Source organism: Methyloversatilis sp. MC4-4, from assembly GCF_049843555.1.
GTDB classification, from domain to species: domain Bacteria; phylum Pseudomonadota; class Gammaproteobacteria; order Burkholderiales; family Rhodocyclaceae; genus Methyloversatilis; species Methyloversatilis discipulorum_B.
Genome location: NZ_JBBHZK010000005.1, coordinates 271839 through 292786 on the forward strand (window position 1 = coordinate 271839; position 20948 = coordinate 292786).

The 20948-nt window shown below is 65.6% G+C and carries 22 protein-coding genes; 6 read left to right on the forward strand and 16 right to left on the reverse strand.

All coding sequences use genetic code 11. The features are described from left to right. Window positions 1-92 precede the first annotated feature (92 nt). Together WDZ97_RS19290 and WDZ97_RS19295 are read left to right on the forward strand one after the other, a co-directional pair. Window positions 93-3188: an ExeM/NucH family extracellular endonuclease gene (locus WDZ97_RS19290; RefSeq protein ID WP_425763827.1), complete on the forward strand. Its 3096-nt coding sequence runs from the start codon at window positions 93-95 to the stop codon at window positions 3186-3188. A gap of 32 nt (window positions 3189-3220) precedes the next feature. After that, window positions 3221-3940, forward strand: a complete 720-nt coding sequence (locus WDZ97_RS19295) for a PEP-CTERM sorting domain-containing protein (RefSeq protein ID WP_425763828.1) — start codon at window positions 3221-3223, stop codon at window positions 3938-3940. Between the two features lie 4 nt (window positions 3941-3944). Here the strand turns inward: WDZ97_RS19295 and WDZ97_RS19300 are convergent, their stop codons facing one another. The 3 genes from WDZ97_RS19300 to msrP form a co-directional block, all read right to left on the reverse strand. Next, window positions 3945-4535, reverse strand: coding sequence for a YqaA family protein (locus tag WDZ97_RS19300; protein ID WP_304004403.1), 591 nt, complete (start codon window positions 4533-4535; stop codon window positions 3945-3947). 70 nt (window positions 4536-4605) lie between these two features. Continuing rightward, window positions 4606-5241, reverse strand: a complete 636-nt coding sequence (locus tag WDZ97_RS19305) for a sulfite oxidase heme-binding subunit YedZ (RefSeq protein WP_425763829.1) — start codon at window positions 5239-5241, stop codon at window positions 4606-4608. Between the two features lie 2 nt (window positions 5242-5243). After that, on the reverse strand, window positions 5244-6200 hold the full coding sequence (gene msrP / locus WDZ97_RS19310) for a protein-methionine-sulfoxide reductase catalytic subunit MsrP (protein ID WP_425763830.1): 957 nt from the start codon (window positions 6198-6200) through the stop codon (window positions 5244-5246). Window positions 6201-6267: 67 nt separating this feature from the next. On the opposite strand from msrP, the gene WDZ97_RS19315 reads away from it, so the two are divergent. Continuing rightward, window positions 6268-7080 (forward strand): ferritin-like domain-containing protein, encoded by an 813-nt coding sequence (locus WDZ97_RS19315; RefSeq protein WP_425763831.1) that lies wholly within the window; start codon window positions 6268-6270, stop codon window positions 7078-7080. Here the strand turns inward: WDZ97_RS19315 and WDZ97_RS19320 are convergent. After that, a complete protein-coding gene (locus WDZ97_RS19320; RefSeq protein ID WP_296813724.1) occupies window positions 7059-7709 on the reverse strand; it encodes a c-type cytochrome in 651 nt (216 codons plus the stop codon). The genes WDZ97_RS19315 and WDZ97_RS19320 overlap by 22 nt on opposite strands. A gap of 108 nt (window positions 7710-7817) precedes the next feature. Here WDZ97_RS19320 and yihA point away from each other — a divergent pair, with 108 nt between their 5' ends. From yihA to WDZ97_RS19335, 3 genes are all read left to right on the forward strand, one after another. After that, window positions 7818-8444 (forward strand): ribosome biogenesis GTP-binding protein YihA/YsxC, encoded by a 627-nt coding sequence (gene yihA, locus WDZ97_RS19325; protein WP_304004396.1) that lies wholly within the window; start codon window positions 7818-7820, stop codon window positions 8442-8444. A 233-nt stretch (window positions 8445-8677) separates the two neighbouring features. After that, on the forward strand, window positions 8678-9682 hold the full coding sequence (gene hemB / locus WDZ97_RS19330; RefSeq protein WP_425763832.1) for a porphobilinogen synthase: 1005 nt from the start codon (window positions 8678-8680) through the stop codon (window positions 9680-9682). 214 nt (window positions 9683-9896) lie between these two features. After that, window positions 9897-10517 carry a hypothetical protein gene (locus WDZ97_RS19335; protein ID WP_425763833.1) on the forward strand — a complete coding sequence of 207 codons (621 nt, stop codon included), beginning with the start codon at window positions 9897-9899 and terminating at the stop codon, window positions 10515-10517. Between the two features lie 51 nt (window positions 10518-10568). Here the strand turns inward: WDZ97_RS19335 and WDZ97_RS19340 are convergent, their stop codons facing one another. The 12 genes from WDZ97_RS19340 to pilB all read right to left on the reverse strand — a co-directional run bounded on the left by WDZ97_RS19340 (window position 10569) and on the right by pilB (window position 20908). Next, window positions 10569-11174, reverse strand: coding sequence for an HAD-IA family hydrolase (locus WDZ97_RS19340; protein ID WP_425763855.1), 606 nt, complete (start codon window positions 11172-11174; stop codon window positions 10569-10571). Between the two features lie 129 nt (window positions 11175-11303). After that, a complete protein-coding gene (gene argB / locus WDZ97_RS19345; RefSeq protein WP_019916408.1) occupies window positions 11304-12206 on the reverse strand; it encodes an acetylglutamate kinase in 903 nt (300 codons plus the stop codon). 109 nt (window positions 12207-12315) lie between these two features. Beyond that, window positions 12316-12738: an Hsp20/alpha crystallin family protein gene (locus WDZ97_RS19350; RefSeq protein ID WP_020166143.1), complete on the reverse strand. Its 423-nt coding sequence runs from the start codon at window positions 12736-12738 to the stop codon at window positions 12316-12318. Between the two features lie 75 nt (window positions 12739-12813). Next, window positions 12814-13257 (reverse strand): dihydroneopterin triphosphate diphosphatase, encoded by a 444-nt coding sequence (gene nudB, locus WDZ97_RS19355; RefSeq protein ID WP_425763834.1) that lies wholly within the window; start codon window positions 13255-13257, stop codon window positions 12814-12816. Continuing rightward, window positions 13254-13709 carry a barstar family protein gene (locus tag WDZ97_RS19360; protein WP_425763835.1) on the reverse strand — a complete coding sequence of 152 codons (456 nt, stop codon included), beginning with the start codon at window positions 13707-13709 and terminating at the stop codon, window positions 13254-13256. Before WDZ97_RS19360 ends, nudB begins: the two co-directional genes overlap by 4 nt. 3 nt (window positions 13710-13712) lie before the next feature. Further along, window positions 13713-14093: a ribonuclease domain-containing protein gene (locus WDZ97_RS19365; RefSeq protein ID WP_425763836.1), complete on the reverse strand. Its 381-nt coding sequence runs from the start codon at window positions 14091-14093 to the stop codon at window positions 13713-13715. A gap of 7 nt (window positions 14094-14100) precedes the next feature. Next, complete coding sequence (gene aspS, locus WDZ97_RS19370; protein WP_425763837.1) at window positions 14101-15894, reverse strand: aspartate--tRNA ligase; 1794 nt, start codon at window positions 15892-15894, stop codon at window positions 14101-14103. Between the two features lie 40 nt (window positions 15895-15934). After that, complete coding sequence (locus WDZ97_RS19375) at window positions 15935-16564, reverse strand: DUF502 domain-containing protein (protein WP_425763838.1); 630 nt, start codon at window positions 16562-16564, stop codon at window positions 15935-15937. Beyond that, a complete protein-coding gene (locus WDZ97_RS19380; protein ID WP_425763839.1) occupies window positions 16564-16869 on the reverse strand; it encodes an FmdB family zinc ribbon protein in 306 nt (101 codons plus the stop codon). Before WDZ97_RS19380 ends, WDZ97_RS19375 begins: the two co-directional genes overlap by 1 nt. 166 nt (window positions 16870-17035) lie before the next feature. After that, window positions 17036-17893, reverse strand: coding sequence for a prepilin peptidase (locus WDZ97_RS19385; RefSeq protein WP_425763840.1), 858 nt, complete (start codon window positions 17891-17893; stop codon window positions 17036-17038). Between the two features lie 10 nt (window positions 17894-17903). Next, window positions 17904-19136 (reverse strand): type II secretion system F family protein, encoded by a 1233-nt coding sequence (locus WDZ97_RS19390; RefSeq protein ID WP_425763841.1) that lies wholly within the window; start codon window positions 19134-19136, stop codon window positions 17904-17906. Window positions 19137-19192: 56 nt separating this feature from the next. Then, complete coding sequence (gene pilB / locus WDZ97_RS19395; protein ID WP_425763842.1) at window positions 19193-20908, reverse strand: type IV-A pilus assembly ATPase PilB; 1716 nt, start codon at window positions 20906-20908, stop codon at window positions 19193-19195. Window positions 20909-20948 lie beyond the last annotated feature (40 nt).

Genomic DNA, 20948 nt, shown 5'->3' on the forward strand with positions numbered 1-20948 from the left:
ATGCTGGCGATCTAGTCTGATGTCTTTCGGCGTCCAGGGTCCGCACGCCGCGGGTCCATGGGCTACGCTAGCCATCTCGACCGGATTTCCACATGTCATCGAAAATCGTTCGCCCGGTGCTGCCGCGCACCCTCGTTCTCGCGCTTGCCGCCGCCGGTCTGCTCAGTCAGCCGGTACTCGCCGACAGCACGCCGCAAACGCTGCCCTTTGGTCAGGACTGGTCGAACATCGGCCTCATCGTCGGCAACGACGACTGGTCCGCGGTGCCGGGCGTCACCGGTTATCGCGGTGACAGCCTGACCGGCGCCACGGCTGCCGATCCGCAGGCCATCGTCGCTGACGGCAACGGCACGCCGGTGGACGTGAATGCCAACCAGACAACTCCGGACACCTTCACCACCGGCGGTGTGACCGAATTCCATCTGGCCGATCCGGTGGTCGCGCTGACCGGTTCCGGCACGGCCGACGCGCCCTTCCTGCTGCTGTCTCTCGACACCAGCGGCCGCAGCGGCATCACCGTGCGTTACGACCTGCGCGATCTCGATGGTTCGACCGACAACGCGGTCCAGCCGGTGGCGCTGCAGTATCGCGTCGGCAACAGCGGCAACTTCATCAACGTGCCGGCGGCCTTCGTCGCCGATGCGACCGAAGGTCCGTCGCTGGCCGGCAAGGTGACGCCGGTGTCAGTGACGTTGCCGGCAGCGGCCGACAACCAGCCGCTGCTGCAGCTGCGCATCATCACGACCAATGCGGTCGGCAACGACGAATGGGTGGGCGTCGACAATATCGTGGTCGATGGCAGCAACGGCGGTGGCGTGAATCAGCCCATCGTCACCCGCTGCCCGGCGCTGAGCCTGCAGGCGGGCGAGGGCGGCGGCGTGAATGTGTCGGCCAGCGATGCCGACAGCACGGTCAATGCGCTGAGCCTGATCGGCAGCCTGCCGGCCGGCATCACCCTGGGTGCGCTGACGCCCGCCGCCGGCGACGGCGCCAGCGCGTCGGCCACCGTCACCGTCGCTGCGGGTACCTCTGCCGGCAGCTATGCCATCGGCCTGCGCTTCGCCAACGACGACGCACAGAGTGCCGACTGCACGGTCGACATCACCGTCGCCACGGCGGCGGCGATCACACCGATTCCGGCCATCCAGGGCAGCGGCAGCGCCAGTCCGCTGAACGGCCAGACGGTCACCACAGAGGGCGTCGTCACCGCGGTGTTCCCGGGGCTGTCCGGCTACTACCTGCAGGACGAAGCGGGCGATGGCGACGTCGCCACCTCGGACGGCATCTTCGTCTACGCGCCGGGCAATACCGCTCAGGTCGGTCAGCGTCTGCGCCTCAGTGCTGGCGTGACCGAGTTCAATACGGTGACCGAACTGGTGTCGCCGACCGCCGTCCAGGTGCTGGGCAGCGGCGTGAGCGTGCAGCCGACCGACGTCGTGCTGCCGGAAGCGTTCGAAGGCGAGCTGGAGCGCTACGAGGGCATGCTGGTGCGCATCGTGTCCCCGCTCACCGTGTCACAGAACTACTTCCAGGGGCGCTACGGGCAGGTGACGCTGTCTGCCGACGGGCGTCTGGAAATCCCGACCAACCGCCATGCCGCGGGCACTGCCGAAGCGCTCGCGCTGCGCGACGACAATGCGCGCCGCCGCATCGTGCTCGACGACGGTTCGACCGCGCAGAATCCGAATCCCATCCCCTTCATCGGCGCCGACGACACGCTGCGCGCCGGCGATACGGTGCACACGCTGACCGGCGTGATCGACCACGGCCTGATCACCGCTGCCAGCGACGGCCCGCGCGACTACAAGATCCACCCGACCGTCGTCCCGGTGTTCGAGCGCACCAACCCGCGTACCGCCGCGCCCGCGCCGGTCGGCGGCAATGTGAAGGTGGCCAGCTTCAACGTGCTGAACTACTTCACGACGGTGGATCAGGCCGGCGCTTCGTGCTTCCCGTCGGGCACGCGCAGTGACTGCCGCGGCGCCGACAGTGCGCTCGAGTTCTCGCGTCAGCGGGCGAAGATCGTTGCCGCGCTGCGCGCGATCGACGCCGACGTGGTGGGCCTGATCGAGATCGAGAACAACGGACAGACCGCGGTGAACGATCTGGTGTCGGCGCTGAACGCGGCCTACGGCGCAACCGTCTATGCCGCGGTCGGTGTGCCGACGGGTGGCAGCGGCACCGACGCCATCCGCCAGGCGATGATCTACAAGCCGGCGCGTGTATCGACGGTGGGAAGCGCGGTCAGCGACACCGCGCCCATCCACAACCGTCCGCCGCTGGCACAGACCTTCGCCGCCACCAACGGCGAGCGCTTCAGCGTCGTCGTCAATCACTTCAAGTCGAAGTCCTGCGGCGACGCGGCCGGTGTCGAGGCCGACCAGGGCGACGGCCAGGGCTGCTGGAACCCGCTGCGCGTGCAGCAGGCCGCCGCGCTGAACGCCTTCGTGCAGCAGCTGACGACGGGCAGCGGCGCCGCCGACGTGCTGGTGATAGGCGATCTGAACGCCTATGCCAAGGAAGACCCGGTCAATGCGCTGACCGCTGCCGGCATGGTGAATCTGGCCGCCGGCATCGATCTGGCCTACAGCTACACCTTCGACGGCGAGAGCGGTGCGCTCGACCACGCGCTGGCCACGTCTGCGCTGGCGGCAAAGACCACCGGCATCGCGCACTGGCATATCAACACCGACGAGCCCTTCGTCATCGACTACAACACCGAGTTCAAGCCGCAGGACCTGTACGCGCCGCACGCCTACCGGTCGTCGGATCACGACCCGGTGGTGATCGGACTGTCGCTGCAGAAGAAGATTTCCGGCACGGCCGGTCGTGACCAGCTGACCGGCACTGCCGGCGACGATGTGATCACCGGTGGCGCTGGCGCGGACACGCTGACCGGTGGTGCCGGCGCAGACACCTTCGTCTATCAGTCGATGCGCGACGCGGCCGACCTCATCACCGACTTCGCGCCGGCGCAGGACGTGCTCGATCTGCGCGCCCTGCTGGCCGGTCTGGGCATCGTCGGCGATCCGCAGCAGTCCGGCCACCTGCGCCTCGTTGCGAACGCTGCCGGCACGCTGGTGCAGATCGACAGCGACGGCTTTGCCGGCACCGGGGTGCCGCGCACGCTGGTCACGCTGAGCGGTGTGCAGCCCGGCCAACTGAGCGGCCAGAACTTCGCCTACTGAGCCCTATCCCGAATACTCGCAGGAGATACACCATGAAAACCCACGCCCTCGTGCGCAGCTTGATGACGGCCGGCCTCGTGCTGGCGAGCGGCGCCGCCAGCGCAGCCGCCTTCGCGGACAATTTTGAAAGCGGCCTGAACGGCTGGTTCGCCGCTGGCGACGTGTCCAACCCGGGTGGCTACATCGCCCTGACCACCGCCTCGCTGACCGAGGTAGACGATGCTCCGCTGCCGGCCGGCGTGTTCAATTTCTCCGGCGTCACCGCGGTCGAGGTCGGCGTCGCCGACGGGCTGGAGAGCCGCATCGGTCTGACGCCCGGCGCGCTCGATACGGCCGACGGCTTCGCCTACGAAGGTTCGGCGATGTGGCGCGAACTGACTGTGAGCGCTGGCGATACGTTGCGCTTCGACTGGCTGTTCGCCACCTCCGAGCCCTATGTCGATCCGCTGCCGGACTACGCCTTCCTGCTGGTCGGCGATCAGGTCATCCGTATCGCCGACGAGTCGGACGCGCCTTTTCCGCCGACTACGCCCTTCCGTCGCGAGAGCAATCGGTCGACCTTCGAGTACGTGTTCACGCAGTCCGGCGCGGTCCGCCTCGGTTTCGGCATCGTCGATGTTGGCGACTACACGGCGACCAGCGCGCTGGCGATCGACAACCTGAGCATCACGCCGGTGCCCGAGCCGTCGGGCTGGGCGCTGCTGCTCGGCGGCCTCGGCGTCATCGTCGCCAGCGCCCGCCGTCGCATCTGAGCGCTCAGGCGCCGCGCGTCATCTTCCAGGCCGCTGCACCGATCACCACCAGCAACACGGTCGCCCAGCCCAGGCGATCGATGTAGCGGTGCAGCGTCGCCTCCATCTTTTCCCCGCCCCAGGCCATCAACCCGGCCACCAGGAAGAAGCGCGCACCACGGCCGATGATGGAGGCCAGCGTGAAAGGCAGCAGCGCCATCGAGATGGCGCCCGCGGCGATGGTGAATACCTTGTACGGAATCGGCGAGAAGCCGGCGACGAAAATGGCCCAGAAGCCCCAGTCGCCGAACCACTGCTGCGCGGTTTCGTAGCTGGCCCAGTAGCGGCTGTCGCGCAGCCAGGGTTCGATCAGATCGAAGGCGAAGGCGCCGATCAGGTAGCCGAACAGGCCGCCGGCCACCGAGGTGAGCGTGGTGATCAGCGCGTAGAACATCGCGCGCCGCGGCGCCGCCATGCTCATCGGCGCCAGCATCACGTCGGGCGGGATCGGAAAGAAGGACGACTCGGCGAAGCTCATCGCGCCGAGGAACCAGGGCGCGCGACGGTGGCGCGCCCACTGCATGGCGCGTGTGTACAGCGGAGAGAAGATGTTCACGCGGACGATTCCGTGTAAGGATCGGGCGCCATGATACCGGCGCACGACGGGCGGCCGGCGTGCATCCGCCTCAGGCGGCCTGCGCTTCCAGCGTGCGCCGCATGCGGCGGCCGTGCCACAGGCGCAGCGCGAACAGCGTGGCCAGCACGAAGGCGTACGCGATGGGTTCGGTCAGGTCCTTCTTCACCAGCCACCAGTAGTGCGCGACACCGAGCACGCCGACCGCGTAGACGGCGCGGTGCAGGCGCTGCCAGCTGCGGCCGCCGAGACGACGGATCATGCCGTTGGTCGATGTGACCGCCAGTGGCAGCATGAGCACGAAGGCGGCGAAGCCCAGCGTGACGAAGGGACGTTTGACGATGTCCGCGACGATGCCCGGCCAGTCGAAGAACTGGTCCAGCCAGACATAGGTGGCGAGGTGCAGGCAGGCGTAGAAGAAGGCGTACAGCCCCAGCGTGCGGCGCAGCCGCACCAGCCAGTGCCAGCCGGTGAGCTGGCGCAGCGGCGTCACCGCCAGCGTTAGCAGCAGCAGGCGCAAGGTCCAGTCGCCGGTGGCGCGGGTGATGGTTTCGATCGGATTGGCGCCCAGCGTGTCACGCAGGCCGCCGACAGTCAGCCAGACCAGCGGCAGCAGGCAGGCTGCCCAGAGCATGCGCCAGATCCACGCGAACTGCACACGGTCGGGGGTGAAGGCGCGCTCGCGCATCGTCAGAAGTGCTTCTTCAGATCCATGCCGGCGTACAGCGACGCCACCTGATCGCCGTAGCCGTTGAACATCAGCGTCTTGCGCTTGGTGAATTCGCCGATGCGCCGCTCGCGCGCCTGGCTCCAGCGCGGGTGATCGACCTCCGGATTCACGTTCGAATAGAAGCCGTACTCGCGCGCGGCGGCGCGGGTCCAGGAGCTGACCGGTTCCTTGTCGGTGAAGCGGATCTTCACGATCGATTTCGCGCTCTTGAAGCCGTACTTCCACGGCACCACCAGGCGCATCGGTGCGCCGTTCTGGTTCGGCAGCACTTCGCCGTACAGGCCGACCGCCAGCAGCGTCAGCGGATGCATGGCTTCGTCGATGCGCAGGCCCTCGACATAAGGCCAGTCGAGCACGGCGCTGCGCACGCCGGGCATGGTTTTCGGATCGGCCAGCGTGGTGAACTCGACGTATTTCGCGCCGCCGAGCGGCTCGACCTGTTTCAGCAGCGCCGACAGCGGCAGGCCGACCCAGGGCACCACCATGGACCACGCCTCGACGCAGCGCAGCCGGTAGATGCGCTCTTCCAGCGGCGCCAGCTTCAGCACGTCCTCGATCGCCAGCGTCTTCGGCTTCTGCACCATGCCTTCGATGCTCACCGTCCACGGCCGGGTCGACATCCGGTGCGCGTGGCGCGACGGGTCGCTCTTGTCGGTGCCGAATTCGTAGAAATTGCAGTAGCTGGTGATGTCCTTGTAGTCGTTCAGCTTTTCGTCGGTCGACAGCGGGCTTTTCAGCAATGGGCCGAGAGACTGGCCGCCGTAGCCGGCGGCGCGCGCCTCGCCCGACAGGCCGGCGCCGAGCAGCGCGGCGCCGACGCCGAGACCGGCGGCGCGGATGAAATCGCGGCGGCTGTCGAACAGCGCGCGCGGGGTGATTTCCGACGGCACGATGTCCGTCTGGCGTTTGATCAGCATGGGTACACTCCTGGCTTCATGTCTGTGCAGACCGTGTCAGGTCGCCAGTCCTTACCGAAGACCGCAAATGAGCAGAAAGATTTTCGACACACTGCACGATGCGCTGATGTGCGCCGACCCCGACGACAAATGTGCGCAGGTGGCGAGCCTGTGGCGCGAATGGCAGACCGGCGCCGTGTTCGACCGGACGGCAGCGCCGCCGCACGCCATCGACGACGCGGGCCGGCCGACCCGGCCCGAACTGGTCGAACCGTCGGCACTGCGTTCGCGCCGCATCGGCAGTCGCGAAGGCCACGGCGCGATGATCCATGCCATCTGCCACATCGAATTCACCGCCATCAATCTGGCGCTCGACGCTGCCTGGCGCTTCCGTGAAATGCCGGACGACTATCTGGGCGACTGGCTGCGTGTCGCCGCCGACGAGGCGCGCCACTTCGGTCTGCTGCGTACCCACTTGCGCACGCTGGGCTACGACTATGGCGACTTTCCGGCGCACGCCGGTCTGTGGGACATGGCGCGCCGCACCGCGCACGATGCGCTGGTCCGCATGGCGCTGGTGCCGCGTATGCTCGAAGCGCGCGGGCTGGACGCCACGCCACCCATCATGGCCAAGCTGCGCGCGATCGGCGATCAGGCGGCGCTGGACATCCTGGACATCGTGCTGAGCGACGAAATCACCCACGTGGCGGTCGGTGACCGCTGGTTCCGTCACCTGTGTGCGCAGCGCGGGCTGGCGCCGGAGGCGACCTTCCTGCACCTGTTCAACGAGTTCGATGCGCCGCGGCTGCAGCCGCCGGTCAACGAAAAAGCCCGCCTGGAGGCGGGCTTTTCGGAGAGCGAGATCGAAACGCTGGCGAATCAGCGCAGGCCGGCTGCGTAGTCGGCCACCGCCTTGATTTCGGCGTCGGTCATCTTCACCGCGATCATGCGCATCATCTTGGCCGGGTCGTTGGCGCGTTCGCCGACGCGGAAGGTCTTCAGCTGCGCTTCGGTGTAGTCGGCGTGCTGGCCGGCGATGCGCGGGTACTGCGCCGGCAGGCCGGCGCCGGCCGGGCCGTGACAGCCGGCACAGGCGGGCAGCCCCTTGCTCTGGTCGCCACCGCGCCACAGCTTCTGACCCAGTTCGATGCTTTCACGCGAGCCCTTGGCTTCGCCACCGCTCGGCTTCTGGCCGGCGTAGTAGGCGGCGAGGTTGCGCATGTCCTGTTCGGACAGCCCGGCCACCATGCCGGCCATCACGCCATTGACGCGCTCGGCCGGCTTGCCGTCCTTCGCCTTGAAATTCATCAGCTGCTTGTACAGGTATTCGGGGTGCTGGCCGGCGAGCTTAGGATTGGCCGGGATGGCGCTGTTGCCATCGGCGCCATGACAGGCCGCACACACCTGGGTGGCGATGGTCTTGCCCGCGGCTGCGTCGGCCTTCGGGGCTGCTTTTTCTTCGGAGGCCAGCGCGCTGGCCGAAACGAGGGTCAGGGACAGGGCGAAACCAAGAGCGGTGAGGTGGCGCATGACTTTCCTTGAGCGGTGATGCCGGGCAAAGGTCCGGGAAAATTTCGGTGATACGCTAAACTCCTCATTTTACCGTGTTTTCCCGGGCGCGCATTGCGCGATTCTGATTTGTCCTCTCTCTTCCGCGGCGCCTCCTTCCATATCTCCGTTGCCAAGCCGTCCGGCCTGCCAGCGCCCATCGGCCCGGAGATCGCTTTCGCCGGGCGTTCGAACGCCGGCAAGTCCAGTGCGATCAACACGCTGGTCGGTCACACGCGGCTGGCCTTCGTCAGCAAGACGCCGGGCCGCACCCAGCTGATCAATTACTTCAAGCTGGTCAAGGGCGGCTTCCTGGTCGATCTGCCGGGCTACGGCTTCGCCCAGGTGCCGGTCGAGGTGCGTCGCGCCTGGGCGGGTCTGATCGAGCGTTACCTGAAGGAGCGCGAGAGCCTGGTCGGGCTGGTGCTCATCATGGATTCGCGTCACCCGCTGACCGAACTCGACTGGAACATGATCCAGTGGTTCTCGCAGAGCGGAAAGCCGATGCACGTGCTGCTTACCAAGGCCGACAAGCTCACGCGCAGCGCACAGGCGGCGACGCTGGCCGACGTGCGTCGCCAGCTGTCGGGCATGGGTGAGCAGGTAACGGTGCAACTGTTCTCCAGCCTGAAGAAGACCGGCGTAGACGAGGTCGAGCAGGTGGTCGCGCCCTGGCTGAGCGCGGCCCTGCCACCGCCGGACACGTCCGCGGCCTGAAAAAAGAAAAAGCCCACGGCTAAAGGGGATGAAGCCGTGGGCTCGAAACGCCTCGCACGCAAGGCACCCGCTCAGGGAGGTGAAGCGGGTGACGGCTCGCACCGTCGCACGCTCTGACCGGGGCCCCTTTTTCAAAGTTCCGTTCGCTTCGTGTGCTAATTGAAGCGGCGGCGGATCGAGCGGGAGGGCGCCGCGTACTATCATCGCGGCTTCCGTTTTCGCAGGTCCAGACGATGTCCTCTTCCGCCAGCCACTTCCCCTCGACCCGCATGCGCCGCATGCGCCGCGACGACTTTTCGCGCCGCCTGATGCGCGAGAACCGCCTCAGCGCCGACGACCTCATCTATCCGGTGTTCGTGCTCGACGGCCCTAGCCGCAGCGAAGCGGTGGCGTCGATGCCGGGCGTGAATCGGGTCAGTATCGATCTGCTGCTCGGCGTGGCCGAACAGGCGGTGGCGCTGGGTGTGCCGGCGCTGGCGCTGTTTCCGGTCATTGACGCCGGTCTGAAGACCGACGACGCAGCCGAAGCATGGAATCCGGACGGTCTGGTGCCGCGCACCGTGCGTGCGCTGAAGCAGCGCTTCCCCGAACTGGGCGTGATCACCGACGTCGCCCTCGACCCCTACACCTCACACGGTCAGGACGGCCTGATCGACGCCTCCGGTTACGTCATGAACGACGAAACGCTGGAAGCGCTGGCAAAACAGGCGCTGTGCCACGCCCAGGCCGGCGCCGACGTGGTGGCGCCGTCCGACATGATGGATGGCCGGGTCGGTCGCATCCGCTTCGAACTGGACGCGCACGCGCTGATCCACACCCGCATCCTCGCCTACTCGGCGAAGTACGCCTCGGCCTTCTACGGCCCCTTCCGTGACGCGGTGGGCTCGGCCGGCAACCTGGGCAAAGGCAACAAGTACACCTACCAGATGGATCCGGCGAACAGCGACGAGGCCATCCGCGAAGTCGCGCTGGACATCGCCGAGGGGGCCGACATGGTGATGGTGAAGCCGGGCATGCCCTACCTCGACATCGTGCGCCGGGTGAAGGCCGAACTGGGAGTGCCGACCTATGCCTACCAGGTGAGTGGCGAGTACGCGATGCTGAAGGCGGCGGTCGCCAACGGCTGGCTGGACGAGCGCGCCACCGCGATGGAAGCGCTGCTCGCCTTCAAGCGCGCCGGTGCCGACGGCATCCTCACCTATTACGCGCTGGACGCGGCGCGCTGGCTGCAGGAGTGATGGATTTTCCTAGGTAACTGAGCACGCCTTGGACACGCCACGGTCGGCAGTCGAACAGTTTCCGTACGTCAGGTTTGAAGGTCCTGGCCAGCATGGGGGTAGCGCACCCGAGACCAGGGACCGCCCGCGAATGATGGGGTGATTTCTGTCGCGCTGATGTCTATGCTTCGCGAGTACTGCTCTTCGCTCGACGAAGTTCACGGGAGGACACCTCATGCTCCGGTTCATCGGATTGAACAGATCGCGCTTAAGCCGTCTGGCCGCCATCGCCGGAGCACTCCTGGTGCTGCCTGCCACAACTTTGGGCGCGAATATTGTCGTCGATTTCGACGATAAGGGAACGTTCCAGACTTCGAACTGGAAGAAGGATGGGGTGGAGATCACGGGTTCCAGTGCCGTCCAGTTTCTCGATCTGAATGGAATCGGCGTAGTCGGCGGTGAAGACTACACACTGGACCCCGGAGAGTCGCTGACATTCTCGTTTGCCGCACCGGTCGCGTTCGTCAGATTGAATGCTTCTGCAATCGGCAATCTCGGGGGCATTCGGTTCCACTCAGCTGTTGTACATGCCTTCAATTCTGACGGAGCGGTGATCGGTACCGCGTCGAATGTGGAACCCTTCCCGAGTGTGGTGATTACAGGTCTATTTGCCTCTGCTCCTCTTTCGTCGTTCTCCGTTCTCTCAACCGAGGACAGCTATCGTCTCTCAAGCCTAGAGTTCGCATATGCGGCGGCTGTACCGGAGCCGCAGCCGGCGACGCTTGTTCTGTGCGGGCTGCTTACGGTATGCGGGTGGGCGTGGCTCAGCAGGGGCCGAAGCGCAGCCGTGGTGTAGATGGGCTGTTCGCAGGGAATCCGGCCGATATTGCATGGGCCGTTTCATTCGTCAGCGATTCATGACCCAACGCATGCGATGCAACTGCAGCGCCGACGTAAGTCGCACGTCTACATAGGAGTGATGGGCGGCATCGCGGCTGATCCACACGGTGCGCATGCCCAGCTGCTTGGCGGTGCGCAGATTGGTTGCCGTGTCCTCGACCATGATGCAGCGTGAAGCCGTGAGCCGGTAGTCGCGCAGCAGGTGCAGGAAACCTGCCAGCCGCGGCTTCGGCGCATAGCGCGAGTGCTCGATTGCGTGGATGCCGTCGAACAGCGTGCTCATGCCCATCACGTCGAGCACGGCTTCTGCGTAGTGCAGCGGGCCGTTGGTGAACACGATCTTGCGGCCGGGCAGGCGGCGCAGCACGTGCAGCAGCGCGCGGTCGAACACGATGCCCGGGCGCAGCGCCTCGACGTCGTGCGTGCCGCGCAGGAAGTGTGCGGGGCGGGTGCCGTGGTGTCGCATCAGGCCGAGCAGCGTCGCGCCGTAGCGGTGCCAGTAGTGCACACGAAGGTGGTCTGCCTCGGCGTGCGTCAGCCCCAGTTCGTCCATCAACCAGGCGGTCATCGCCCGGTTCAGGTGCGGAAAGACGTGCGGATTGGCGTCGTGCAGCGTGTTGTCCAGATCGAAGATCCAGACCGGCTGCCTGCCTGCGTCCAGGCGACGCGCATGAATCGGGTCAGGGCTGATGTCTTGCGCCTTCCGGGGGACGGGCCGGGCGACGCCCGGCCCTGGGGGACGTCATTTGCTCTTGATCAGCGTGCCGACGCCGTCGTCGGTCAGCACTTCGAGCAGCAGCGCGTTCGGCACGCGACCGTCGATGATGTGCACGCTCTTGACGCCGCTGCGCGCGGCGTCGAGCGCCGAGCCGATCTTCGGCAGCATGCCGCCGGACAGCGTGCCGTCGGCGATCATCGCGTCGACGTCGCGCGGCGTGATACCGGTCAGCAGATTGCCTTCCTTGTCGAGTACGCCCGGTGTGTTGGTGAGCAGCACGAGCTTTTCCGCCTTCAGGATTTCCGCCAGCTTGCCGGCGACCACGTCGGCGTTGATGTTGTAGCTCTCGCCGTCGGGGCCGACGCCGATCGGCGCGATCACCGGGATGAAGTCGCCGCTGTCGAGGAAGTTGATGATGGTCGGGTCGATCGACACGATGTCGCCGACCAGGCCGATGTCGAGCATCTCGTCCGGCTTGTCCTTGTTCGGCATCATCAGCTTGGTGGCGCGGATGAAGGAGCCGTCCTGACCGGTCAGGCCCACGGCCTTGCCGCCGGCCTGGTTGATCAGGTTCACGATGTCCTTGTTCACATGACCGCCGAGCACCATCTCGACGATGTCCATCGTTTCTTCGTCGGTGACGCGCATGCCCTGGATGAAGGTGCCCTGCTTGCCGACACGCTTGAGCAGGTCGTCGATCTGCGGGCCACCGCCATGCACCACCACCGGGTTCATGCCGACCAGCTTGAGCAGCGTCACGTCGCGCGCGAAGCCCAGTTTCAGCGCGGGGTCGGTCATCGCGTTGCCGCCGTATTTCACGACGATGGTGCGGTCCTGGAAGCGGCGGATGTAGGGCAGCGCCTCGGACAGCACCGCGGCCTTGGCGTGCGGCGTGATACCGGAGGTGAGGTCAGAGGTCAGGGGCATTTTCCGGGCTCGGGCGAGGTGTAAGGATGAGGCCGGATTCTAGCCTTGCACCGCACAAACAAAAAGCGGACACCCAGCCGGTGTCCGCTTTTTCCGGGGTGCGAACGGCTTACTGGATGGTGAGCTTCTTCGAGGCGGCGACTACCTTCTTCGGCAGTGTCAGTTCCAGCACGCCGTCGGCGAAACGGGCCTGCGCCCGGGCTTCGTCGATGTCCTGGCCGAGCTGGAAGCTGCGCGACACCTTGCCGTAGTGGCGCTCGGAACGCAGCACGCGCTCGCCTTCCTTGTTCTCCACCGTGCGTTTCTTTTCGGCACTGATCGACACCACCGACCCTTCGATGTTCACGTGGATGTCGTCCTTCGCCACACCCGGCAGGTCGGCGTGCACGGTGTAGGCGTCCTTGTCTTCCTTCACATCGACCTTGAGCGCCGGTACGTCGGGGTTGTTGGCGAGGTCGACCGGTTGCAGCACGAGGCCGCGAAAGTCCTTGAACAGATTTTCAAAAGGATCCCAGCGGGTGACTTGATTCATCGTTTCGTCCTTTCCATGTCGGGTGCGGGTATCCGCGTACACCCAAACTAGGGATGGAAAAAACCGATTTCAAGACTACCGGTTCAGGCGCTTGCGCTGGGTCAACATCCGGATCGCATCGCGGTTCGTCCACGAAAACACCGCATCGAGCGCCTCGCGCCAGGGCAGCCAGCGCCAGTCGCGGTGCTCGTCCGGCGCCAGCCGGATCGGCGTGTCGCGCGGTACGCAGAGGCTGAATGCGTGCTCGGTGTTGTGGGTGACGCCGGGCGGATAGCGATGGCGCCAGATCGGATAGATTTCGAAGCGGCTGCTGTGATGCCAGCGGTCGAAAGCCTCGGCTGGTGCGACGATGCCGGTCTCTTCCTCGACTTCACGTTGCGCCGCCCGTTCCGGCGTTTCGCCGGACTCGATGCTGCCTGTGACCGACTGCCAGTAGCCCGGGTGCTTTGCCCGCTCGATCAGCAGGATGTCGCCGCCGTCGCTGTGGATCAGCACCAGGACCGACTGTGGCCGCTTCATGCGCTGGCCATGAAGGGGCGGGCGCGGGTGTGTGGCTGGTCGATCAGCACCCAGAAGGGCGTGCCGCGGCCGCGCCACTCTTCGGCCGCGTCGTTCAGCACGGCGACCAGCGCGTCGAAATCGTCCTTGCAGCGCTCGACCGGCTTGGCGCAGTTGCTCAGGTGCAGCAGGTAGCCGCGGCTTTCCGGCAACCACGACAGGTCGCCGAGGCAGTCGCCGAGCGCGTCGAGGTTGTGGCCGAAGGTGTCGGGAAAGCCCATCGTTTCGGCGAACAGCTGCAGCAGCGACGCCTGGTCGCGGCTGTCCTTCAGGTCGAGGCCGATCAGCAGCAGACCGGCCGGTTCGGCGAAGCGTGCGGCGCGCGCGGCGGCTGTCGGCTGCGCGGAAAACACGCCGCTGCGGGCGGCGTCGCCGAGGCGGGCCTGCATTGAATCAGGGGGCAGTGCGGACATCGTTCATTCCTTGATGCGGCGGAAGCTGCGGTAGTGATCCGCCGTGTACCAGTATTCGCCCGAATTGCGCACGTCGCCGTCGACGCCGCTGCCAGCGACGATGCGACGGGCGCCGCGGTGGTTCAGGCCGGGCGTGGGCACCGTGTATTCGCGGTAATAGCCGCGTTTCTGCATCGGCAGACGGCGTTCGCGATTGTGGAACACGACGCCGTCACGGTTGTACGGGAAAGGCCCACCCTGGCGGATCAGCGCCAGCGTCTGCGCCGCTTCCGGCGGTAGTTGCGCCAGCTCCACCTCGGGCGAGGCGAAGCCGGTCAGCAACAGCCACAGCGCCAGAATCGGCGCCAGCAGTGACGCCGGGAGCCGGCGGGGCAGGCGGGTCATCACGTGCTCAGGCGCCAGCGTCGGCCTTCGGCGTGTTGCGCAGCTTGATGTGCAGTTCGCGCAGCTGGCGTTCGTCCACCGGGCTCGGTGCCTGGGTCAGCAGACACTGGGCGCGCTGGGTCTTGGGGAAGGCGATCACGTCGCGGATCGACTCGGCGCCGGTCATCATCGTGACGATGCGGTCCAGACCGAAAGCGAGGCCGCCGTGCGGCGGCGCGCCGTACTTCAGCGCGTCGAGCAGGAAGCCGAACTTGAGCTGCTGTTCTTCCGGACCGATGTTGAGCGCTTCGAACACGGTTTCCTGTACCGAGGCCTGGTGGATACGCACCGAACCGCCGCCGATTTCCCAGCCGTTCAGCGCCAGGTCGTAGGCCTTGGCCAGGCACTTGCCCGGATCGGTCTTCAGCAGCGCGATGTGCTCGTCCTTCGGACTGGTGAAGGGGTGGTGGCAGGCGTTCCAGCGCTTTTCGTCCTCGTCGTACTCGAACATCGGGAAGTCGACCACCCACAGCGGGCGCCAGGCGTCGCCGGTCACATAGCCCTTCTCGTGGCCGATCTTCAGGCGCAACGCGCCCAGCGCGTCGGACACGACCTTGGCCTTGTCGGAACCGAAGAAGATCACGTCGCCGCTCTGCGCGCCGGTACGGGCCATGATCGCGGCCAGCGACTCGGGGCTCAGGTTCTTGACGATGGGCGACTGCAGGCCTTCCTCGTTCAGCTTGGTGACGTCATTGACCTTGATGTAGGCCAGGCCCTTGGCGCCGTAGATCTTGACGAATTCGGTGTAGCCGTCGATCTCGCCGCGCGACAGCGAGGCCCCGCCGGGCACGCGCAGTGCCGTGACGCGGCAGGCCGGGTCATTGGCCGGGCCGGAGAACACCTTGAAGGCGACATCCTTGACCGCGTCGGCGACGTCCACCAGCTCCAGCGTGACGCGCAGGTCCGGCTTGTCCGAACCGAAGCGGCTCATCGCCTCGGCGTAGGTCATGCGCGGGAAGGGCGCGGGCAGGTCGACCGCCAGCGCTTCCTTGAAGACATAGCGGATCATGTCTTCCATCATCGCGGTGATTTCGTGCTCGGTCAGGAAGCTGGTTTCGATATCGACCTGGGTGAATTCCGGCTGACGATCGGCGCGCAGATCCTCGTCACGGAAGCATTTGGTGATCTGGTAGTAGCGGTCGTAGCCGGCCACCATCAGCAACTGCTTGAACAGCTGCGGCGACTGCGGCAGCGCGAAGAACTGGCCGTCGTGCACGCGGCTGGGCACCAGATAGTCACGCGCGCCTTCCGGCGTGCTCTTGGTGAGCATCGGCGTTTCGATGTCGATGAAGCCCTGGCCGTCGAGGAAACGGCGGAAGGCCATCGCCGTCTTGTAGCGCAGCATCATGTTCTTCTGCATCGCCGGGCGGCGCAGATCGATCACGCGGTGGGTCAGGCGCACGGTTTCCGACAGGTTGTCGTCATCCAGCGGGAAGGGCGGCGTGACCGAAGCGTTCAGCACCTCGACTTCATGCGCCAGCACTTCGATCTCGCCCGATACCAGGTTGGCATTGGTCGTACCCTCCGGGCGGCGGCGCACGCGGCCCGTCACTCGCAGGCAGAACTCGTTGCGCACCGACTCCGCCACGGCAAAGGTTTCCGCGCGATCCGGGTCGCACACCACCTGCACCAGACCTTCGCGGTCGCGCAGGTCGATGAAGATGACGCCGCCGTGGTCGCGGCGACGGTGAGCCCAGCCGAACAGGGTGACGGTCTGGTCGAGGTAGCCCGCGTCGAGCAGGCCGCAATATTGCGTGCGCATGGTGTGATTCCGGGAAAATGCGGGGTCGGAAAACCCCGGTTCAGTTGTCGAGTGCGGGCACGACGGCCGCATGCGGTTTCGGTTTTCTGGCCGGCGGGACGACGCCCATCGACACGATGTACTTGAGTGCTTCATCCACCGTCATGTCGAGTTCGATCACGTCGCTGCGCGGCAGTATCAGGAAGAAGCCCGAGGTCGGGTTGGGCGTGGTCGGCACGTAGACGCTGACGTGATCGGGCAGGTGATTGACCACGTCCCCGCCCGGCTGGCCGGTCAGGAAGGCGATGGTCCAGCTGCCCTCGCGCGGGTACTGGACCAGCAGCGCCTTGCGGAAGGCTTCGCCGGAGCTGGAGAACAGCGTGTCCGACACCTGCTTCACGCCGTTGTAGATCGACTTCACGACCGGGATGCGCGACAGCAGCCCTTCCCAGTAACGCAGCAGGCGCTGGCCGATGATGTTGTGGCCGATGACGCCGCTGACCACGATGATGAGCACGGTCAGGATGACGCCCAGGCCCGGTACGTCGAAGCCGAACAGCTGGGCCGGTCGCCACTGCCAGGGCACCAGCAGCATGGTCTGGTCCAGAGTGCCCAGTATCCAGGCCAGCACCCAGATCGTGATGGCCAGCGGAATCCAGATCAGCAGACCGGTGATGAAGTAACGCTTCATCAATGGCAGGCGCAGGAGCCGCCACAGGGCGTCGAGGGCGCGGCAGCACTGTCGCCTGACGAGGAGGATGCCGTCGATGCGGACGTTTCGGCCTTCGGCGTCGTGGTGCTGGAGCCCGAGCCACCGCCCTTGAAATCGGTGGCGTACCAGCCGCTGCCCTTGAGCTGGAAGCCGGCTGCGGACAGTTGCTTGGTGAAGGTCGATGCGCCGCAGGACGGGCAATCGGTCAGCGGCGCGGCGCTGATCTTCTGCATCACGTCCTTTTCAAAACCGCAGGACGAGCAGCGGTAACCGTAGATCGGCATGTCGAGCTCCAGAAAACGCGAAATTATAGACTAAGGCATTGTTGCACATGCACATTTCGCGCCAGGAAATCGCCGGCCCCGCGCGTGGCGGGAGCGGGTGCGCGAAACGGACGCTGCGCATCGGAAATGGGGCGCCCATTCTGGGGATTCAAGCCCCGGCAGATGCCTACATCAGCCCCAGATAGGTGCGGTTGATCGTGGCGCCGAAGAACAGCGCGATCACGCCAGCGGCGGCCAGATAGGGCCCGAACGGAATCGGCACGTCGCGGCCGTGCGAACGCAGCACGATCAGTGCGATACCGACCACGGCGCCGACCAGCGACGACAGCAGGATGATTACGGGCAGCATCTGCCAGCCGAGAAAGGCACCGAGCGCGGACAGCAGCTTGAAGTCGCCGTAGCCCATGCCCTCCTTGCCGGTGGCCAGCTTGAACGCCCAGTACACGCTCCACAGCACCAGATAGCCGGCGATGGCACCGACGACGGCCGACTGCAGATCGGTGAAGCCGCCGAGCAGGTTGAGCAGCAGTCCGGTCCAGATCAGCGGCAGCGTGATGCTGTCCGGCAGCAACTGGGTATCGAGGTCGATGAAGGTGAGCGCGATCAGTGCCCATACGAGGGCCAGTGCGCCGATCAGCAGCAGTGTCGGTCCGAATGTCCAGGCACAGGCCAGGCTCAGCAGCCCGGTCAGCAGTTCGACCAGCGGATAGCGGACACCGATGCCGGTGCCGCAGCCTCGGCACCGGCCGCGCAGCAGCAGCCAGGACAGCACCGGGATGTTCTCCAGCGCGCCGATCCCATGGCCGCACTTGGGACAGCGCGAGCGCGGCGCCAGCAGCGACAGCGCGTCGAACACCGGCGCCGGCTCGTTGCGCAGGTCGGCGCACTGTGCCGCCCACTCCCGCTCCATCATGATGGGCAGGCGGTGGATCACCACGTTGAGGAAGCTGCCGACGGCCAGGCCAAGCAGGCCGACCAGCGGCAGCAGCAGGCCGCTCCCGGCCAGCGATTCGAGTCCGCTCACGATTCCCGCGTCAGACCGACTGGGCGACCTTGAAGATCGGCAGGTACATGGCGATGATGAGGCCGCCAATCAGCGTGCCGAGCACCACCATGATGATGGGCTCAAGCAGACTGGACATGGCTTCGACGGAATCGTCAACTTCCTGCTCGAAGAAGTCGGCCACTTTGGACAACATCGAATCGAGTTGACCGGATTCTTCGCCTATCGACGCCATCTGGACGACCATGACCGGGAACACGTTGGTGTTCTGCATCGCGACGGTGAGGCTTGTGCCAGTGCTGACCTCGTTCTGTATCTGCTTCGTCGCGGTCTTGTAGATGTGGTTTCCAGCTGCGCCGCCCACCGAGTCGAGCGCCTCGACCAGCGGTACGCCCGCGGCAAACATGGTAGACAGCGTGCGGGCCCAACGCGCAATTGTTGCCTTGCGCAGGATTTCGCCAACGACGGGCAGCTTCAGCGACAATCGATCGACTGCAATTTGCAGCGGTATTGAGCGCTTTAGTGTGTATATGAATGCCGACGCGGCGCCGAAGAAAATGAGGCCGATCAGCCAAAAATACTCCACAAATGCATCCGATATCGCGATTACGAGCAACGTGGGGGCCGGCAGATCGGCACCGAAGCTCTCGAATACCTTCTTGAACTCCGGAATGACGAAAATCATGATCACTGCGGTGATCACGATGGCGACCACGATCACGGCCGTAGGATAGAAGAGGGCAGACTTGATCTTGCCCTTGATCGCCAGGATCTTTTCGCGATACGTGGCGAGGCGATCGAGCAGGCCGTCGAGAATACCGGCCTGCTCACCTGCGGCAACGAGGTTGCAGAACAGCTGGTCGAAGTGCTGCGGATACTTGCGGAAAGCCTGGTTCAGGCTGGAGCCGGACTCGACTTCGAGTCGGATGTCGCCCAGCAGCTTCGATACCGCCCGGTTGCCGGCGCCCTTGCCGACGATGTCGAAGGCCTGCAGCAGCGGCACACCGGCCTTCATCATCGTCGCCAGTTGCCGGGTGAACAGCGTGATGTCCTTTTCGGTCACCTTGCCGCCGCGGCCGAAGCTGCGCTTCTTGACCTTGGTGACCAGGATGCCCTGGCGACGCAGCGTGGCCTGGACCATGGCTTCGCCGCCGGCGCGCATTTCGCCGCGCACCAGCTTGCCGCTCTTGTCCTTGCCTTCCCAGTTGAAGACCGTTTCCTTGGAACCGCTGTCCTTGCGTACGGGGCGGGTTGCGGTGGCCAAATCAAGCTCCTTGCGGGGTAAGTCCGCTCATGCGGCGACGCCGCGCGCGGCGTCGCTCATTCGTTGGTGCAGGCGAGCACTTCGGCCAGCGAAGTGACGCCCTGCCTGACCTTCAGCAGACCGGACTGGCGCAGGTCCTTGACGCCCTCGCGGCGTGCCTGCGCGGCAATGTCGATCGAATTGCCGTTGGTCATGATGATATGCGCAATCTCGTCGGAGATCGGCATCACCTGATAGATGCCGACCCGACCCTTGTAGCCGCTGCCCTTGCAGCGCTCGCAGCCGACCGGTGCATAGGGTTGCCAGCTGCCGTCGAGGTCCGCTTCGGTGAATCCGGCCTCCAGCAGCGCTTCGACCGGAATGTCCATCGGCTGCTTGCAGGAGCATAGCCGGCGCGCCAGGCGCTGGGCAGTGATCAAAATGACGCTGGACGCAATGTTGAAGGCGGCGATGCCCATGTTGCGCATGCGATCCAGCGTGGTCGGTGCGTCGTTGGTGTGCAGCGTCGACAGCACCAGGTGACCGGTCTGCGCCGCCTTGATCGAAATTTCGGCCGTTTCGAGGTCGCGGATTTCACCGACCATGATCACGTCCGGATCCTGCCGCAGGAAGGACTTCAGTGCGGCGGCGAAGGTGAGGCCGGCCTTGTCGTTGACATTGACCTGGTTGATGCCCGGCAGGTTGATTTCGGCCGGATCTTCGGCGGTCGAGATGTTCACGCCGGGCTTGTTCAGGATGTTCAGACAGGTATACAGCGACACCGTCTTGCCGGAACCGGTCGGACCGGTCACGAGAATCATGCCGTAGGGGCGCTCGATCGCATGCATCAGCGAGGCGCGCTGCTCGGGCTCGTAACCGAGCGCGTCGATGCCCAGCATGGCCGAACTCGGGTCGAGGATACGCATGACGATCTTCTCGCCGTGCAGCGTCGGCAGGGTGCTGACGCGGAAGTCGATCGCCTTGGTCTTGGACAGCACGAATTTCATCCGGCCATCCTGCGGCACCCGCTTCTCCGAAATGTCCAGCCGGGAAATGACCTTGATGCGCGACGCGATCTTTTCGCGCAGCACCAGCGGCGGCTGGGTGATCTCGCGCAGTACGCCGTCGGTACGGTAGCGGATGCGGTAGTACTTCTCGTAGGGTTCGAAGTGGACGTCGGAGGCGCCTTCGTTGATCGCGTCGAGCAGAATCTTCTGGATGAAGCGCACGACCGGTGCGTCGTCGATCTCGACCTGGGCGTCGTTGCTGGCGGCGGCGTCCTCTTCCGGCGCCATTTCACCGTCGAAGTCGAAGTCAACCGACGCGATCGATTCCAGGGTCTTCTCGACGGTTTCCGACAGCTTGTCGACGAGGGTGGCGAGCTTGTCGGTCTCGACGACGACCGGGTCCACGGCCAGACCGGTCTGGAAGCGTATTTCGTCGATGGCGCGCAGGTTCGACGGATCGGCGATCGCTACGGCCAGCCGGTTGCCGCGCTTCTTCAGCGCCAGCACGCGGTGGGTGCGCATCAGCTTCTTGTCGATCGCGTCCGCCGGGAACTGGTCCGGGTCGTACTGCGCGAGGTCCAGCAGCGGATAGCCGAAGGTTTCCGAGGCGAAGGCGGCTGCGTCGCGGGCACTCATCTTGCCGCTGGCGACCAGTTGCGCGATGAAACCGTGGCCGGATTGCGCGCCCTCACGCGTCAGGCTCTCTGCTTCGGTCTCGGTCAGCCGCCCGCTCTGCGCCAGTGCGCGGGCAAGACCCGACAGTGCATTCTTAGCGGTGGCGGCCATGGCGCATTAGGGGGAATCTGCGAGCGGTGTTGAAGTGTCG